Source organism: Streptomyces rugosispiralis (assembly GCF_024505145.1).
GTDB classification, from domain to species: domain Bacteria; phylum Actinomycetota; class Actinomycetes; order Streptomycetales; family Streptomycetaceae; genus Streptomyces; species Streptomyces rugosispiralis.
Genome location: NZ_JANIAA010000010.1, coordinates 123,587 through 139,862, shown reverse-complemented (window position 1 = coordinate 139,862; position 16,276 = coordinate 123,587). Strand labels below are relative to the sequence as shown.

At 70.1% G+C, this 16,276-nt stretch carries 16 protein-coding genes; 14 read left to right on the top strand and 2 right to left on the bottom strand.

Annotated elements, in window-relative coordinates; translation table 11 throughout:
- Positions 1-50: 50 nt before the first annotated feature.
- On the top strand, positions 51-1,067 hold the full coding sequence (locus NP777_RS18445; protein WP_256651241.1) for a tRNA (adenine-N1)-methyltransferase: 1,017 nt from the start codon (positions 51-53) through the stop codon (positions 1,065-1,067).
- Between the two features lie 175 nt (positions 1,068-1,242).
- On the top strand, positions 1,243-1,830 hold the full coding sequence (locus NP777_RS18440; RefSeq protein ID WP_256651240.1) for a hypothetical protein: 588 nt from the start codon (positions 1,243-1,245) through the stop codon (positions 1,828-1,830).
- A gap of 36 nt (positions 1,831-1,866) precedes the next feature.
- Here NP777_RS18440 and NP777_RS18435 read toward each other — a convergent pair whose 3' ends face one another.
- Complete coding sequence (locus NP777_RS18435; protein ID WP_256651239.1) at positions 1,867-2,157, bottom strand: ferredoxin; 291 nt, start codon at positions 2,155-2,157, stop codon at positions 1,867-1,869.
- Positions 2,158-2,414: 257 nt separating this feature from the next.
- On the opposite strand from NP777_RS18435, the gene arc reads away from it, so the two are divergent.
- The 5 genes from arc to prcA all read left to right on the top strand — a co-directional run bounded on the left by arc (position 2,415) and on the right by prcA (position 8,084).
- Complete coding sequence (gene arc / locus NP777_RS18430; protein ID WP_256651238.1) at positions 2,415-4,181, top strand: proteasome ATPase; 1,767 nt, start codon at positions 2,415-2,417, stop codon at positions 4,179-4,181.
- Between the two features lie 259 nt (positions 4,182-4,440).
- Positions 4,441-5,952 carry a depupylase/deamidase Dop gene (gene dop, locus NP777_RS18425; protein WP_078956995.1) on the top strand — a complete coding sequence of 504 codons (1,512 nt, stop codon included), beginning with the start codon at positions 4,441-4,443 and terminating at the stop codon, positions 5,950-5,952.
- Positions 5,953-6,087: 135 nt separating this feature from the next.
- Positions 6,088-6,306: a ubiquitin-like protein Pup gene (locus tag NP777_RS18420; protein WP_020872584.1), complete on the top strand. Its 219-nt coding sequence runs from the start codon at positions 6,088-6,090 to the stop codon at positions 6,304-6,306.
- Between the two features lie 110 nt (positions 6,307-6,416).
- The gene (prcB, locus tag NP777_RS18415; RefSeq protein ID WP_256651237.1) at positions 6,417-7,262 is read left to right on the top strand and encodes a proteasome subunit beta; all 846 of its coding nucleotides are present in this window, start codon (positions 6,417-6,419) and stop codon (positions 7,260-7,262) included.
- 54 nt (positions 7,263-7,316) lie between these two features.
- Positions 7,317-8,084, top strand: a complete 768-nt coding sequence (prcA, locus tag NP777_RS18410; RefSeq protein ID WP_086879700.1) for a proteasome subunit alpha — start codon at positions 7,317-7,319, stop codon at positions 8,082-8,084.
- Positions 8,085-8,168: 84 nt separating this feature from the next.
- Here the strand turns inward: prcA and NP777_RS18405 are convergent, their stop codons facing one another.
- On the bottom strand, positions 8,169-9,149 hold the full coding sequence (locus NP777_RS18405) for a LacI family DNA-binding transcriptional regulator (protein WP_256651236.1): 981 nt from the start codon (positions 9,147-9,149) through the stop codon (positions 8,169-8,171).
- Between the two features lie 628 nt (positions 9,150-9,777).
- Here NP777_RS18405 and NP777_RS18400 point away from each other — a divergent pair.
- From NP777_RS18400 to NP777_RS18370, 7 genes are all read left to right on the top strand, one after another.
- Positions 9,778-11,061: an MFS transporter gene (locus tag NP777_RS18400; RefSeq protein ID WP_256651235.1), complete on the top strand. Its 1,284-nt coding sequence runs from the start codon at positions 9,778-9,780 to the stop codon at positions 11,059-11,061.
- A gap of 9 nt (positions 11,062-11,070) precedes the next feature.
- Positions 11,071-12,432, top strand: coding sequence for a Pup--protein ligase (gene pafA, locus NP777_RS18395; protein ID WP_121823997.1), 1,362 nt, complete (start codon positions 11,071-11,073; stop codon positions 12,430-12,432).
- A 113-nt stretch (positions 12,433-12,545) separates the two neighbouring features.
- On the top strand, positions 12,546-13,541 hold the full coding sequence (locus NP777_RS18390; protein WP_256651234.1) for an FKBP-type peptidyl-prolyl cis-trans isomerase: 996 nt from the start codon (positions 12,546-12,548) through the stop codon (positions 13,539-13,541).
- Positions 13,542-13,580: 39 nt separating this feature from the next.
- Positions 13,581-13,955, top strand: coding sequence for an FKBP-type peptidyl-prolyl cis-trans isomerase (locus NP777_RS18385; protein WP_256651233.1), 375 nt, complete (start codon positions 13,581-13,583; stop codon positions 13,953-13,955).
- Between the two features lie 114 nt (positions 13,956-14,069).
- Positions 14,070-15,035, top strand: a complete 966-nt coding sequence (locus NP777_RS18380; RefSeq protein WP_256651232.1) for a helix-turn-helix transcriptional regulator — start codon at positions 14,070-14,072, stop codon at positions 15,033-15,035.
- A gap of 20 nt (positions 15,036-15,055) precedes the next feature.
- The gene (locus NP777_RS18375; RefSeq protein ID WP_256651231.1) at positions 15,056-16,015 is read left to right on the top strand and encodes a helix-turn-helix transcriptional regulator; all 960 of its coding nucleotides are present in this window, start codon (positions 15,056-15,058) and stop codon (positions 16,013-16,015) included.
- Positions 16,008-16,271, top strand: coding sequence for a hypothetical protein (locus tag NP777_RS18370; RefSeq protein ID WP_044577890.1), 264 nt, complete (start codon positions 16,008-16,010; stop codon positions 16,269-16,271). Before NP777_RS18375 ends, NP777_RS18370 begins: the two co-directional genes overlap by 8 nt.
- Positions 16,272-16,276: the final 5 nt, after the last annotated feature.

The following is a 16,276-nucleotide window of genomic DNA, read 5'->3' as shown; positions in this document are numbered from 1 at the left end:
GGCACCCGGGCGTGGTCCGGGCACGGCGAAGTGCCCGGTAGGCTGTTCACATGTCCGAACCGACCGGTGCCGCCCGCCGTCGCGGGCCCTTCCAGGTCGGGGACCAGGTCCAGCTCACCGACCCCAAGGGACGCCACTACACCTTCACGCTCGAGTCCGGGAAGAATTTCCACACCCACAAGGGATCCTTCCCCCATGACGAGCTGATCGGCGCCCCCGAGGGAACCGTCGTGCGCACCACGGGAAACGTCGCGTATCTCGCGCTGCGCCCCCTGCTCCCCGACTATGTCCTGTCCATGCCACGCGGTGCCGCCGTGGTCTACCCCAAGGACGCGGGGCAGATCCTGGCGATGGCCGACATCTTCCCCGGCGCACGCGTCGTCGAGGCGGGCGTCGGCTCCGGCTCGCTCTCCACGTTCCTGCTGCGGGCCATCGGCGACCAGGGCATGCTGCACTCCTACGAGCGCCGGGCCGACTTCGCCGAGATCGCCGCCCAGAACGTCGAGCGCTACTTCGGCGCCCCGCACCCCGCCTGGCGGCTCACCGTCGGCGACCTCCAGGACAACCTCAGCGACACCGACGTGGACCGCGTGATCCTGGACATGCTCGCCCCCTGGGAGTGCCTGGAGCCGGTGTCCAAGGCGCTCGTCCCCGGCGGCATCCTGTGCGCGTACGTCGCCACCACCACCCAGCTCGCCCGCACCGTTGAGGCCATCCGCGAGCACGGCACCTTCAACGAGCCGTCGGCCTGGGAGACCATGGTGCGCACCTGGCACGTGGAGGGCCTGGCGGTACGGCCCGACCACCGCATGATCGGCCACACCGGCTTCCTGCTCACCGCCCGCCGGCTCGCGGACGGCGTGGAGCCCCCGATGCGCCGCCGCAGGCCCGCCAAGGGCGCCTACGGCGAGGACTACGTGGGCTGGGGCACCGCCAAGGACACCGGCGCCGCCGGGGACACCGGCCCGGCCAAGGACACCGGCTCCGCCAAGGACACCGGCCGGGCCAAGGACACCGGTGTCACGGACGCATCAGGAGGCGACGGGCGCCCCTCCGGCGACGCCTGACGGCCGTCCGGGGTCCGTCCGGCGGCCATCTGGGGCCCGCCCGGCGGAAACCGGCGCCACAACGGCTCGGCGCGGCCACCGAATTCCCCGTGTGGGGGCGGTGGCCGCGCCCCTGTGAGATGTGGCACGATGCGGGTCATCTCCCGCCTCAGCCCCTCACATGGAGTCATCCCGCGTGCAGCCTCTGGGCACGGATCTCGCGCACACCCATCCCCGTCCGGTGCACTGGGTCGCGACCGCGGCCGCCGTGGCCGCCGTCATCGCCGGAGGGTCGTTCTTCCAGCCCTCCGACGCCAAGGCCACCACGTCCACCACCGCGTCCGCGCCGGGCACCGGGGGGCTCCCGGCTGCCAAGGCCCCCGACCCCCGCGCCGCGGACTATCCGATGGACTGCGGACGGGCCCGGCCCGACGTCGTCGACCGGGGCTCGGCGGACCTGGACGGGGACGGGCGGCCGGAGACCGTCGCCGTGGTGCGCTGCCCGACCGCCTTCGGCACCCCGCCCAGCGGCGTCTACGCGCTCTCCCAGCCGGTCGGCCACGCGGGCACCGCGCCCCGCGTGGTGGCCACCTTCGTGGATCCGAAGGAAGGGATGAGCATCACCGATTTCGCGGTGCGCGGAAAGAGGGTTTCGGCCACGTTGCTGGGATACTCGTCGGCGAAGGTCCCGCGGTGCTGTCCGGATCTGCAGCGCAAGGTCAACTGGCAGTGGCGGGACGGAAAGTTCGTACTGAAGGCGCTGCCGGTCCCGGGAAGCGTGTGAGTCGGCTACTCGCGGTATGCGGCTACTCGCGGTGGGTCACTCCGCGTCGGGCCCGTAGACCTCGACCCGGTCCGTGACGCGGCGTACATGGATGCAGTCGCCGGGGCACTCCTTGGCGGAGTCCCTGACCTCGGTCAGCAGGGCCAGGGGGACCGGGGTGGTCGCGCCCTTCTCCTGTAGCAGCTCATCGTCGGCGCTCTTGACGTAGGCTAGACCGTCGATGTCGAGTTCGAAGACCTCGGGAGCGTACTGGGCGCAGATACCGTCCCCGGTGCACAGATCCTGGTCGATCCAGACCTCAAGACCGCCGAGCTCCTCGTTCCGCACGGTGTGCCGCCTCCTGTTCCTTCGATACGCGATTCAACATTGTCTAAATATCGCCAACCCTGACGGGTGTTGACCGTGTCGACGATACAACCGCTCGCTTTCCGATGTTGTTGGGTGGGTATTCACCTGGCGTGAGGGAGTGCGCAAGGGTGAAGATCGGACACACGCCGACCGGGTTTGTGATCTAGGGGTTTCAACCCGCACCGGCCCAGGTAGGGTCAGGAAGCGTCCAGCTCCCCTTGGAGGAGGTGAGGACCGTGGCAGCCCACGACGACGACATCAACCGCGGCATCCGGCCGGGGCGGGGGTCTGATGACCCTGCCGGCCAGGTTGCCTATCTCGAGCAGGAAATCGCCGTCCTGCGCCGCAAGCTCGCCGACTCTCCGCGTCATACGAGGATTCTCGAAGAGCGGATCGTCGAGCTGCAGACCAATCTGGCGGGAGTCTCCGCACAGAACGAGCGGCTCGCGAACACACTCCGTGAGGCCCGCGACCAGATCGTGGCCCTCAAGGAGGAGGTCGACCGGCTCGCGCAGCCGCCGGCCGGTTTCGGAGCCTTTCTGCAGGCGAACGAGGACGGTACGGCAGACATCTTTACCGGGGGTCGTAAACTCCGGGTGAATGTCAGCCCAAGCGTCGAGCTCGACGACCTCAAGCGCGGCCAGGAGGTCATGCTCAACGAGGCGCTCAATGTGGTCGAGGCCATGGAGTTCGAGCGCGCCGGGGACATCGTCACCCTCAAGGAGGTCCTTGAGGACGGCGAGCGCGCCCTGGTGATCGGGCACACCGACGAGGAGCGGGTGGTGCGGCTGGCGGAGCCGCTGCTGAGCACCACCATCCGGCCCGGTGACGCCCTGCTGCTCGAGTCCCGGTCCGGCTATGTCTACGAGGTGGTACCGAAGAGCGAGGTCGAGGAGCTCGTCCTCGAAGAGGTGCCGGACATCGACTACAACAAGATCGGCGGTCTGGGAAACCAGATCGAGCTGATCCGCGACGCGGTCGAGCTCCCGTATCTCTACCCCGACCTCTTCAAGGAGCACGAACTGCGGCCGCCCAAGGGTGTGCTGCTGTACGGCCCGCCCGGCTGCGGTAAGACGCTGATCGCCAAGGCCGTGGCCAACTCCCTTGCCAAGAAGGTCGCCGAGGTGACCGGCAAGCCCGCGGGGAAGAGCTTCTTCCTCAACATCAAGGGCCCCGAGCTGCTCAACAAGTACGTCGGTGAGACGGAGCGGCACATCCGGCTGGTCTTCCAGCGGGCTCGGGAGAAGGCCAGCGAGGGCACGCCCGTCATCGTCTTCTTCGACGAGATGGACTCCCTCTTCCGCACCCGTGGCTCCGGGGTCAGCTCGGACGTGGAGAACACCATCGTCCCCCAGCTGCTCTCCGAGATCGACGGTGTGGAGGGCCTGGAGAACGTGATCGTGATCGGTGCCTCCAACCGCGAGGACATGATCGACCCCGCGATCCTGCGCCCCGGCCGCCTCGATGTGAAGATCAAGATCGAGCGTCCGGACGCCGAGGCCGCCAAGGACATCTTCTCGAAGTACCTCACGGAGTCCCTGCCGATCCACGGCGACGACCTCTCCGAGCACGGCGGGTCGCCCAAGGCCGCCATCGGCGGGATGATCCAGTCGGTGGTCGAGCAGATGTACACCGAGTCCGAGGAGAACCGCTTCCTGGAGGTCACCTACGCCAATGGCGACAAGGAAGTCCTCTACTTCAAGGACTTCAACTCCGGCGCCATGATCCAGAACATTGTGGACCGCGCCAAGAAGATGGCCATCAAGGACTTCCTGGACCACAACCAGAAGGGCCTTCGCGTCTCTCATCTGCTCGCCGCCTGCGTGGACGAGTTCAAGGAGAACGAGGACCTGCCCAACACCACGAACCCGGACGACTGGGCCCGGATCTCCGGTAAGAAGGGTGAGCGGATCGTCTACATCCGCACCCTGGTCACCGGAAAGCAGGGCGCGGACACCGGACGCTCCATCGACACGGTGGCGAACACCGGTCAGTACCTGTAACGCCGCGGTCCGGCTGCGGATGTCCTGGACGGGGCATCCGCAGCCGGATGCGCTTTTCGGACCGCATTCTTCGTATGAGTCCTACGAGCCCGACCGGAGCAATGACTGTAATGATCTCCGCAGCACCGCTTGGCCGTTCTAGGCTCTTCGGTACCGCAGTATCGCGGCACGGGGGATCGGGGGCCGCAGATGGACCGGGAGCGCAGCGGTACTTGAGCGCCGATCCCAGCCGGGGGCGGCGCCGGGCAAGGAGGGCCGCATGACCGTACGGCGCGTGATGGGAATCGAGACGGAGTACGGGATCTCCGTCCCGGGGCACCCGAACGCCAATGCCATGCTCACCTCATCCCAGGTCGTCAACGCCTACGCGGCGGCGATGCACCGGGCGCGCCGCGCCCGCTGGGACTTCGAGGAGGAGAACCCGCTGCGGGACGCCCGCGGATTCGACCTCGCACGCGAGTCCGCCGACGCCAGCCAGCTCACGGACGAGGACATCGGCCTGGCCAATGTGATCCTCACCAATGGCGCCCGGCTCTATGTGGACCACGCCCACCCCGAGTACTCCGCCCCCGAGGTCACCAACCCCCGGGACGCGGTGCTCTGGGACAAGGCGGGTGAGCGCATCATGGCCGAGGCCGCGCTGCGCGCCGCCGAGCTGCCCGGCGGCCAGCCCATCCACCTCTACAAGAACAACACCGACAACAAGGGCGCCTCCTACGGCACGCATGAGAACTACCTGATGAAGCGGGAGACCGCCTTCTCGGACATCGTGCGCCACCTGACGCCCTTCTTCGTCTCCCGCCAGGTCGTCACGGGCGCGGGCCGCGTCGGCGTCGGCCAGGACGGCCATGAGCACGGCTTCCAGATCAGCCAGCGGGCGGACTACTTCGAGGTCGAGGTCGGCCTGGAGACCACGCTCAAGCGCCCGATCATCAACACCCGCGACGAGCCGCACGCCGACGCCGAGAAGTACCGCCGGCTGCACGTGATCATCGGCGATGCCAACCTCTCCGAGCTGTCGACGTACCTCAAGCTGGGCACCACCGCCCTGGTGCTGTCGATGATCGAGGACGGCTTTATCGCCGTGGACCTCGCGGTGGACCAGCCGGTGCGCACCCTGCACCAGGTCTCGCACGACCCGACGCTGCGCCGTCTCGTCACGCTGCGCAGCGGCCGTACGCTTACCGCGGTGCAGCTCCAGATGGAGTACTTCGAGCTGGCCCGCAAATACGTCGAGGACCGCTACGGCGCGGACGCCGACGAGCAGACCCGGGACGTCCTGGCCCGCTGGGAGGACGTGCTGAACCGGCTGGAGCGCGATCCCATGAGCCTGTCCGGCGAGCTGGACTGGATCGCCAAGCGGGAGCTGCTCGAGGGCTACCGCCGCCGCGACGCCCTGGAGTGGGACGCGGCCCGGCTCCACCTGGTGGACCTCCAGTACGCCGACGTACGCCCGGACAAGGGTCTGTACAACCGGCTGGTGGCCCGCGGCAAGATGAAGCGGCTGCTGGACGACCAGGACATCGCACGCGCCCAGAACAAGCCCCCGGAGGACACCCGCGCCTACTTCCGCGGCCGCTGCCTGGAGCAGTACGCGGACGACGTGGCCGCGGCCTCCTGGGACTCGGTGATCTTCGACCTCCCGGGCCGTGACTCCCTGCAACGGGTTCCCACCCTGGAGCCGCTGCGCGGCACCCGCAACCACGTCAAGGAGTTGCTGGACCGCTGCCGCACGGCCGAGGACCTGGTCCGGGTGCTGTCCGGAGGCTGAAATGCCCTTGGGCCGGGAATCATCGAGGTGGCCTCCGTGCGTTGTAGCGAGTGGGAGGCCGATGTCGGACCCTGCTTGTAGGGTCTGATCTTGAGACCGATCGAATCAGCGGGCGAACCGAGCGGGGTGAGGGAAATGGCGACCAAGGACACCGGCGGCGGTCAGCAGAAGGCGTCGCGCTCGACCGAAGAGGTCGAGGAGCAGACGCAGGACGCACAGGCCGCGGACGACCTCAAGGAGCGGCAGGAGAAGCTCTCGGACGACGTCGACTCCGTGCTGGACGAGATCGACGACGTACTCGAGGAGAACGCCGAGGATTTCGTGAGGTCCTTCGTTCAGAAGGGCGGGCAGTAAGGCGCGTCTTCCTCCGTCCTGCGTCCCGGCGAATGGGACGCAGGACGGATGACTTCCATGGCCAGGGGTATGGTCCGTGCATCATTTCAAGATCTGGTGGAAGGAAACGTGTGGAAGCCAACACTCGTAGCACAGGGCGTCTGCCGGCTGCCTTCCTGACGCCCGGCTCCTCGTCGTTCATGGACTTCCTGGGCGAGCACTCGCCCGAGCTGCTTCCGGGGAACCGTCCGCTGCCCCCGGTGCAGGGCGCCATCGAGGCCCCCCACGGCACCACCATCGTGGCGGTGACCTTCGCCGGCGGTGTGGTGCTCGCCGGTGACCGCCGCGCCACCATGGGCAATGTCATCGCGCAGCGTGACATCGAGAAGGTCTTCCCCGCCGATGAGTTCTCGGCGGTCGGGATCGCGGGGACCGCCGGTATCGCGGTGGAGATGGTCAAGCTCTTCCAGCTGGAGCTGGAGCACTTCGAGAAGGTCGAGGGCACCGTGCTCTCGCTCGAGGGCAAGGCGAACCGGCTGTCGACCATGATCCGCGGCAACCTCGGCATGGCGATGCAGGGTCTTGCCGTGGTCCCGCTCTTCGCGGGGTGGGACGTCGACCGGGGGAAGGGCCGTATCTTCTCCTACGACGTGACCGGCGGGCGTTCGGAGGAGCGCGGCTTCGCCGCCACGGGCTCGGGCTCGATGTTCGCCCGGGGCGCGCTCAAGAAGCTCTACCGCGAGGATTCGACCGAGGAGCAGGCCGCCATGGCCGTGCTCCAGGCGCTCTATGACGCAGCCGACGACGATTCGGCCACTGGTGGGCCGGATCTCGCCCGCCGCATTTATCCGATCATCACCTCCCTCACCGAGGACGGATTCAAGAGGTTCAGCGAGGACGAGGTGTCCGAACTCGCCCACGCCATCCATGAGCGGCGCCTCGAAGAGCCGGACGGCCCCCGCGCCGCCCTGCTCTGATCAGGACGGTCCAACCGGAATGCATTCGCCAATGACAGAAGGGACGGACAGCCGGTGACGACGCCGTTCTATGTTTCTCCTCAACAGGCCATGGCCGACCGCGCGGAATACGCCCGTAAGGGCATCGCGCGCGGCCGCAGCGTGGTCGTGCTGCAGTACGCCGACGGCATCGTCTTCGTTGCGGAGAACCCGTCCCGCGCGCTGCACAAGGTCAGCGAGATCTATGACCGGATCGCCTTCGCGGCGGTCGGTAAGTACAACGAATTCGAGAATCTGCGCATCGGCGGTGTCCGTTACGCCGATCTGCGCGGCTATACCTATGACCGCGAGGACGTCACGGCCCGCGGGCTGGCGAATGTCTACGCCCAGACCCTGGGCACGATCTTCTCCAGCGCCGCCGAGAAGCCGTACGAGGTCGAGCTGATCGTCGCCGAGGTCGGGGAGGGCCCCGAGGACGACCAGATCTACCGGCTTCCGCACGACGGTTCCATCGTGGACGAGCACGGCTCGGTCGCCGTCGGTGGCAACGCCGACCAGATCAGCAGCTATCTCGACCAGCGCCACCGGGACGGCATGACCCTGGCCGAGGCCCTCAAGCTGGCCGTCGACTCGCTCTCCCGTGACAACAACGGCGGGGAGCGCAGCCTCACCGCCGAGCAGCTCGAGGTCGCGGTCCTGGACCGCACCCGCCCCCAGAAGCGCAAGTTCAAGCGCGTCCTGGGCGGCCAGCTCTCCCGGCTCCTGGAGCCCGGAGAGGGCGGGGCCGACGCGGAGGCGTCGGCCGAGTCCCCGGAGGAGTCCTCCTCGGAGTCCGAGGACTGACCCGCCCGCCGCCGATTCGTCTCACCGCCACCGCCGCCCCGGGTCCACCGGGGCGGCGGTGGCGTCATGGGGCCCGGACCCGGGTCAGGACCGTGGGGGAGGGGCCGTGGAGCCCCGGGGGAGCAGATCGACGGGGAGCACGGTGTCCCGGGGTGTCTCGCCGTCCAGGAGCGTGATCAGGGCCCGCATACCGGCCGCGCCCACCGCCTCGGCCGAGAGCCGGACCGTGGTGAGCTCCGGTTCCACCGCCGTGGCCAGGGCCAGATCGTCGAAGCCCGTCACCGAGATGTCGTCCGGGATCCGCAGCCCCAGCCGCCGGGCCGCCTTGCAGGCGCCCGCGGCCAGGATGTCGTCGTCGCAGACGAGCGCGGTCGGCCGGGGTCCTGGGCGGGCCAGGACGCGCTCGGCGGCCCGGCGGCCCTCCTCGACGCTCAGCCCCGCCGGTTCCGCGCTCAGCGCGGTGCCCGGGACCCCGCCCACCGCCTCCGCCAGGGCCCGGGCCCGGACCCGGAAGGTCCAGGAGTCCACCGCCGCCGCGAGATGGGCCACCCGGCGGTGCCCGAGCCCCAGCAGATGTTCGGCCACCTGCCGCGCCCCGTCCGCGATGTCCAGGTTGACCGTGGCCGCCGCGGCCGCGTCGTCCGGGTCGCTGTCGAGCATCACCAGCGGCAGTCCGCCGCCGCGCACCACGACCAGCGCGTCGGCCGCCATGGAGGAGGCGATCACCCCGTCCAGCGAGGCACGCGCCGAGTCGAACGGGTCCCGGGCCGGGCCCACGCCCTCGGGGGACGGATAGAGCACCACACCGAAGCCGTGGTCGGCGGCGACCCGCTCGGCGCCGGTGTAGACACGGGCGAAGAACTCGGTCGTGAGGGCGGGCACCACCAGCAGCACGGTCCTGGTGCGGCCGAGGCGGAGATTGCGGGCCGCGAGGTTGGGACGGTAGCCCAGATCCCGCGCGGCGGCGCGCACGGCCTCCACGGTGCGCTCGGAGACCCGTCCGGGCCACTTCTCGCCGAGCACCAGGGACACGGTCGCCTGGGACACGCCCGCCGCGCGTGCCACATCCCGGCTCGTCGCCCGCCCCGCCGCCGGCCGCCCCGCAGCCGCCCCGCCGCCTACCGACGCCGCACCGCCCGGAGCCGCCTCGCCACTCGCGGCCGCCCGGCCGCCCCCCGGAGCCGTCCTCCTACCGTGCGCCGGGGCCTCGTCACTGGCGGTCGTCCCGTCGCCTGGAGGCGTCCCGCCGCCGCGTGTCGTGGCCTCGCCATTGGCGGTCGTCCCGTCGCCTGGAGCCGATCCGCCGCCGTGCGTCGCGGCCTCGCCACTCGTGGGCGACCCGCCACCGGGAGCCGTCCCGCCGCGCGCCGTGGCCTCGCCACTCGCGGTCGTCCCGCCGTCGACCGTCCCGCCGCGCCGCGCGGACTCACCCGTCCGGCCGGTTCCCCGGGAACCTTTCCCGGCGGCTCCGTCCGCCGCGTGGGCGCGGTCCGCGCTCGTCACCATCGCCTCCGCTCCCCTCGGTCGCCGTACGGCTGGCCGCAGGCTGCTCATTCCGGCCCGCGAGTGGACCCGCGGTGGCGGCCATGGTACGTATGACGCTGGACGTTATACGTACAACGTCATCCATGACCCGCGAGACGCTCGCGACAACCCGGCGGAACCCACCGGTATCCGCAGGAAGGGGCAGGCAATGGCGGCTGGCTACGGGGAACTGCTGCGCACCCCGCACGCGGCACGGCTGCTCACCGGCACGCTGCTGGGGCGGCTTCCGAACGCCACCGCCGCCCTCGCCGTGCTGCTCTTCGCCCGCGCCGAGGGCGGCAGCTACGCCCTCGCCGGTGGGCTCTCGGCCGTCTACGGCGCGGCCAACGCGGTGGGCCAGCCGCTGCTGGGCCGGGCCGTGGACCGCCTCGGCCAGCCCCGGGTGATGCTCCCCGCCGCCGTGGCCTCCGCGCTCGGGATGGTCCTGTTCGCCGTCGTCGGAATCGAGCCGCTGCCCGTGGCGTACGTGGCGATGCTGATCGCCGGGCTGTTCACCCCGCCGCTGGAGGGCGGGCTGCGGGCGCTGTGGCCCACGGTGCTGCGGCGCGAGGACCAGGTGCACGCGGCGTACGCGCTGGACGCCGTGGCCCAGGAGGTGATGTTCGCGGTCGGCCCGCTGCTGGTCACGCTGTCCGTGGCCGTGTGGTCCGAGGCGGCCGCGCTGCTGGTCATCAACGCCATCGGGGTCGCGGGCGCGCTCTCCGTCGTGGTCTCGCGGCCCTCGCGGCAGTGGCGCTCCGCGCCGCGCGAGGCCCACTGGCTGGGCGCGCTGCGCTCGCCCGGGCTGCTGGTGCTGCTCGGCTCGTTCTTCTTCATCGGGCTCGCCCTCGGCGCCATCGCGGTGGCCGCCGTGGCGTACGCCGACGAGCACGGCGGCGGCGTGGTCTCCAGCGCACTGCTCTCCGCCCTCGGCGTGGGCGCGCTGGCCGGCGGCATCGTCTACGGCGGCCGCGCCTGGCCCGGCGCGCCCGAACGGCGGCTGCGGCTGCTCGTGGCCGCCCTGGCGGTGGGCTATCTGCCGCTGATGCTGGTGCCGGGCGTCGTCACGATGACCGTCCTCGCCGGGGTGGCGGGCGTGTTCCTCGCTCCGGCGCTGGCCTGCGCCTTCGTCGTCGTGGACCGCCACGCGCCGTCCGGCACGGTCACCGAGGCGTTCTCCTGGCTGGTGACCACCTTCGTGGTGGGCAACGCGGTCGGCACCGCCGTGGCCGGGCCCGCCGTCCAGTTCGGCGGCGTGGCCCCCGGATTCGCGGTGCCCGCGGCCGGTGGCGCGGCCGCGCTGGCGGTCCTGCTGGCGGCCCAGCGGTTCCTCCTGGACGGGCCGCGGCCCGTCGTCCAGCCGACCACGTACCGAACACCGGATGAACCTCGTGCGGAAAATGATCGCAACCATGCCGCCGAACCCGGTTTCAGAGCACGCCATCAGGCGTAATGTTCAGGCATGGACCGCCGCATTTTCGGGCTGGAGAACGAGTACGGCGTCACGTGCACATTCAGGGGACAGCGCCGGTTGTCTCCTGACGAAGTGGCGCGGTACCTCTTCCGCCGTGTCGTCTCCTGGGGCCGCAGCAGCAATGTCTTCCTGCGCAACGGCGCCCGCCTCTATCTCGACGTGGGCTCGCACCCGGAATACGCGACACCCGAGTGTGACAACGTGACCGAGCTGGTCACCCACGACAAAGCGGGCGAGCGCATTCTCGAAGGTCTGCTCGTGGACGCGGAGCGCCGCCTGCACGAGGAGGGAATCGCGGGCGACGTCTATCTCTTCAAGAACAACACCGACTCCGCGGGCAACTCCTACGGCTGCCACGAGAACTATCTGGTGGCACGGCACGGGGAGTTCTCCCGGCTCGCCGACATTCTCATCCCGTTCCTGGTGACGCGACAGCTCCTGTGCGGCGCGGGCAAGGTCCTCCAGACCCCCCGCGGCGCGGTCTACTGCGTCAGCCAGCGCGCCGAGCACATCTGGGAGGGCGTCAGCTCCGCCACGACCCGCTCCCGGCCGATCATCAACACCCGCGACGAACCCCACGCCGACGCCGAGCGCTACCGCCGGCTGCATGTCATCGTGGGCGACTCCAACATGTCCGAGACCACCATGCTGCTCAAGGTCGGCGCCACCGACCTGGTGCTCCGCATGATCGAGGCGGGCACGGTGATGCGCGACCTGACCCTGGAGAACCCCATCCGGGCGATCCGCGAGGTCAGCCACGACATCACCGGGCAGCGCAAGGTGCGGCTCGCCAGCGGGCGCGAGGCGTCCGCCCTGGAGGTGCAGCAGGAGTACTACGAGAAGGCCGTCGACTTCTGCGAGCGCCGGGGCATCCGCACCGGCATGGTCGAGCGCGTCCTCGAGCTGTGGGGCCGCACCCTCGACGCGATCCGCACCGAGGAGCTCGACCGGATCGGCACCGAAATCGACTGGGTGATGAAGTACCAGCTCATCGAGCGGTACCGGGCGAAGAACAACATCACCATGTCGCATCCCCGCATCGCCCAGATAGACCTCGCCTACCACGACATCCACCGCCGCCGCGGGCTCTACTACCTGCTGGAGAAGCGCGGCCAGGCGGCCCGGGTCTGCAACGACTTGAAGATCTTCGAGGGCAAGTCGGTGCCGCCGCAGACCACCCGTGCCCGGCTGCGCGGCGACTTCATCCGCCGGGCCCAGGAGCAGCGCCGCGACTTCACCGTCGACTGGGTGCATCTGAAGCTCAATGACCAGGCGCAGCGCACCGTGCTGTGCAAGGACCCGTTCCGCTCGGTCGACGACCGGGTGGAGAAGCTGATCGCCGGTATGTGACCGGCGTACGGCTTACCTTCCCCTCGGGCCCCGTGCGTTCTCCGGACGGGGCCCGAGTCACGTCGTAGAGTGGCGCGCACTGGCCATCGAAAGATCTACCTAACGAGGACTCCGTGCGTCGACGCTCCGTACTCCTTGCCGTGCCCGCGGGCCTGCTGACACTCGCGGGCTGCGGTGACGATAAGTCAGGGTCCGAGAAGACCAAGCCGTCCCAGGAGCCGACGAACCAGAGTCCCTCACCGGCCCCCAGCGGCAAGATCGTCTCCGGCCCGGTGCCGGCCATTACCGCGGGTAAGAAGTTCGGGGAGAAACCGAAGGTCGCCAAGGGCACGGGCAAGCCCTCGCAGGATCTCGCGGTCAAGACGATCAGCCAGGGCGACGGCAAGAAGACGGTCAAGGGCGACTGGCTCCAGATCAACTACCTGGCGCAGATCTGGGACACCGGGAAGGTCATCGACAACACCTTCGACAAGAAGAAGACCGCCGCCTTCCCGATCGGCAAGGGCCAGGTCCTCCCGGGCTGGGACCAGGGACTGCTGGGCCGGAACCTCGGCAGCCGGCTGGAGCTGGCCGTGCCGCCCGCGTACGCCTACGGCAAGCAGGGCCAGCCGCAGGCCGGGATCAAGGGCACCGACACGCTGGTCTTCGTCATCGACCTCGTCGGCGCCTACAACGCCAAGAGCTCGGCCAAGGGCAGCAAGGTGGACCAGACCAACGTCGACCTGCCCAAGGTGTCCACCAACACCGACGGCAAGGCGCCCAGCATCACCATCCCCAAGAAGTCCGCGCCGAAGAAGCTGGTCTCCGAGTACGTCATCGAGGGTGACGGCAAGGAGGTCAAGAAGACCGACGCGCTGCTCGTCCAGTACAAGGGCGTGCTGTGGGACGGCGGCAAGGAGTTCGACTCCACGTACAAGCGCGGCGAGCTCGCCCAGTTCTCGCTCCAGCAGGTCGTCAAGGGCTGGTCGCAGGGGCTGACCGGGAAGAAGGTGGGCAGCCGGGTGCTGATCGTCGTGCCCCCGGACCTGGGCTACGGCAAGGCGGCCCAGAAGGGCATCCCGGCCAACTCCACGCTGGTGTTCTCCGTGGACATCCTGGCGGTTCTGTAGCCTGTGCGGGTTGCCCACCACGTCACAAGGAGCAATTTCGTGAGCATCGAGAAGCCCGAGGTCGACTTCCCGGGCGGCGAGCCGCCGGCCGAGCTGGAGATCAAGGACATCTGGGAGGGCGACGGGCCCGCGGCCAAGGCCGGTGACAACGTCGCCGTGCACTATGTGGGCGTCTCCTTCAGCACGGGTGAGGAGTTCGACGCGAGCTACAACCGCGGCACCCCGCTGCGGATCCAGCTCGGTGTGGGCCAGGTCATCTCCGGCTGGGACCAGGGCCTGCAGGGGATGAAGGTCGGCGGCCGCCGTCAGCTCATCGTCCCGCCGCACCTCGGCTACGGCGACCGGGGCGCCGGTGGCGGCCGGATCAAGCCGGGCGAGACGCTGATCTTCGTCTGCGACCTGGTCTCCGTCTGACACGGCCGTCCGTCGCGCCGAGGGCTCCTGCCGGTGAGCAGGGGCCCTCGGCTTTTGCCGCGCGTCCCGGTAGCGGTACGGTCACGTGCGTAAGGTCACGAAGAAAGGGCGTCGATGGCGATTGCCAAGGCCGAGCGGTTGATGAACCTGGCCCTGTGCCTGCTGGGAACGCGGCGTCCGCTGACCAAACGGGAGTTGCGGGGCTCCATAGAGGCGTACCTCCAGACCGACACGGCCAACGATGAAGCGTTCAACCGTATGTTCGAACGCGACAAGGACGATCTGCGTGAACTCGGTCTGATCATCGAGACGGTGGAGGGCGTCGACGGCGAGGTCGGCTATCTCGCCCGCCGGGACAGCAACCGCCTCCCGCCGATCACCCTCGACGCCGAGGAGGCCGCCGCCCTCGGCCTCGCCGCCAAGGTCTGGCAGCAGGCCCGGCTCGCCGGCGCCGCCAGCGGCGCCCTGCAGAAGCTGCGCGCCGCCGGGATGCCGGTCGCCGAGGACCCGTACGACACGCCCGGACACAGCGCGCTGGAGCCGCGCATCCCGGTCCATGAGAGCGCCTTCGAGCCGCTGATGCTCGCCTGCCGCGACCGCCGCCCCGTCGTCTTCGACTACCGCAAGGCGAACGCCGCGCGCCCCGAGCAGCGGCAGGTCGAGCCCTGGACCCTGGAGTGCTGGCGCGGCCACTGGTATCTCGCCGGATGGGACCGCGAGCGCACCGCCGAGCGGGTCTTCCGGCTCTCCCGGATCACCGGCCGGGTCCGGCTGCGGTCCGGCGCGTTCACCGCCGAGGTGCCCGACCACGTCACCGTCCGGGAGACCGTGGAGAGCTGGGCGGGCGAGACCGCCAACGGCACCGCCCGGATCCGGCTGCGCTCCGGCCACGGGTACCCGCTGCGGGCGAAGGCGCTGTCCACCCGGGCGGACGGCGACGGCTGGGACGAGCTGGAGATTCCCTACGGGCACGGCCTGGACGCCTGGCTCGTGGAGTTCGGCCCGGATGTGGTCGTACTGGCGCCCGAGGAACTGCGGGCGGATGTCGTGGACCGGCTGCGCGCGGTCGCCAAGGGCTGAGGGGACGGATCTACTTCATCATGGCCGGAAACGCCATTGACCAGACCCGGCGGATGCTCTCCCTGGTGACGTATCTGCGCGAGCGCCCCGGCGCCCGCGTCGCCGACGTCGCCCGTGCCTTCGGCATCAGCGAGGACGAGCTGATCGCCGACCTGGATGTGCTGCCGCTGTGCGGCACCAGCTTCCGCGGCGGCGATCTGATGGACATCGACACCGACGGCGAGCGGATCTGGTGGCACAACCCCGATGACGTGGCCGAGCCGCTCCGGCTGGCCGCCGACGAGGCCACCGCGCTGCTGGTCGCCGCCCGCGCCGTCGCCACCCTCTCCGGGCTGCGCGAGGGCGACCGGGACGCGCTGCTGCGGGCCACCGCCAAGCTGGAGGCCGCGGCGGGCGAGGCGGCGGGCGCCAGCTCCCGGCTCTCGGTGATCTTCGAGTCGGAGGGCGGGGTCTTCGCCGACGTCGACCGCGCCATCTCCGAACGCCGCAGGCTGTGGCTGCGCTACTACTCACCCGCGCGTGACGAGATCACCGAGCGCGAGGTCGACCCGATCCGGCTCTTCGCCGTCGGCCGCACCTACATGGAGGCGTGGTGCCGCCTCTCCGAGGCGCGGCGTACCTTCCGGCTGGACCGGGTCGTCGAGATCAAGCTGCTGGACGACGCCTCCGATCCGCCGCCGATCGAGCTGCGCGATCTGTCGGAGCTGTCCTCCGCGCTGGTGCAGACCGGCGCCGAGGACCCCGAGGTGGTCGTCGAGGTCGGCCCCGGCGGGCGCTGGGTCGCCGAGTACTACCCGCACGACAGCGCGGACGAGCTGCCCGACGGCGGCCTCCGGATCACGCTCCGCGCGCCCGACCCCGGCTCGCTGCGCCGGCTGGCGCTGCGGCTGGGCCGGGACGGCAGGATCGTCGCGCCGCAGGAGCTGGCGGACAGTGCTCGGGACGCGGCGCGGCAGGCGCTCGCGGCGTACGGTGAGTGAAGGGACGCACACAGTGACCGCACGGGGGAGTGCCACGTCGGTGATCTTCAAGGCAGCCTGTCCGCAGTGCCGCGGCCGGTTCGAGCTGGCCGCGGGCGCCCTGCGGCTGGCCATCGGGGCCAGCCACCGCACCACCTTCTACTCCTTCACCTGCCCCGACTGTGGAACCGCGGTGCGCAAACCGGCGGGGGAGCGGATCGTGGAGCTGCTCACCGGCGGTGGGGTGCGTACACTGCGGCTGCACTCCACCGTCTAGGCTCT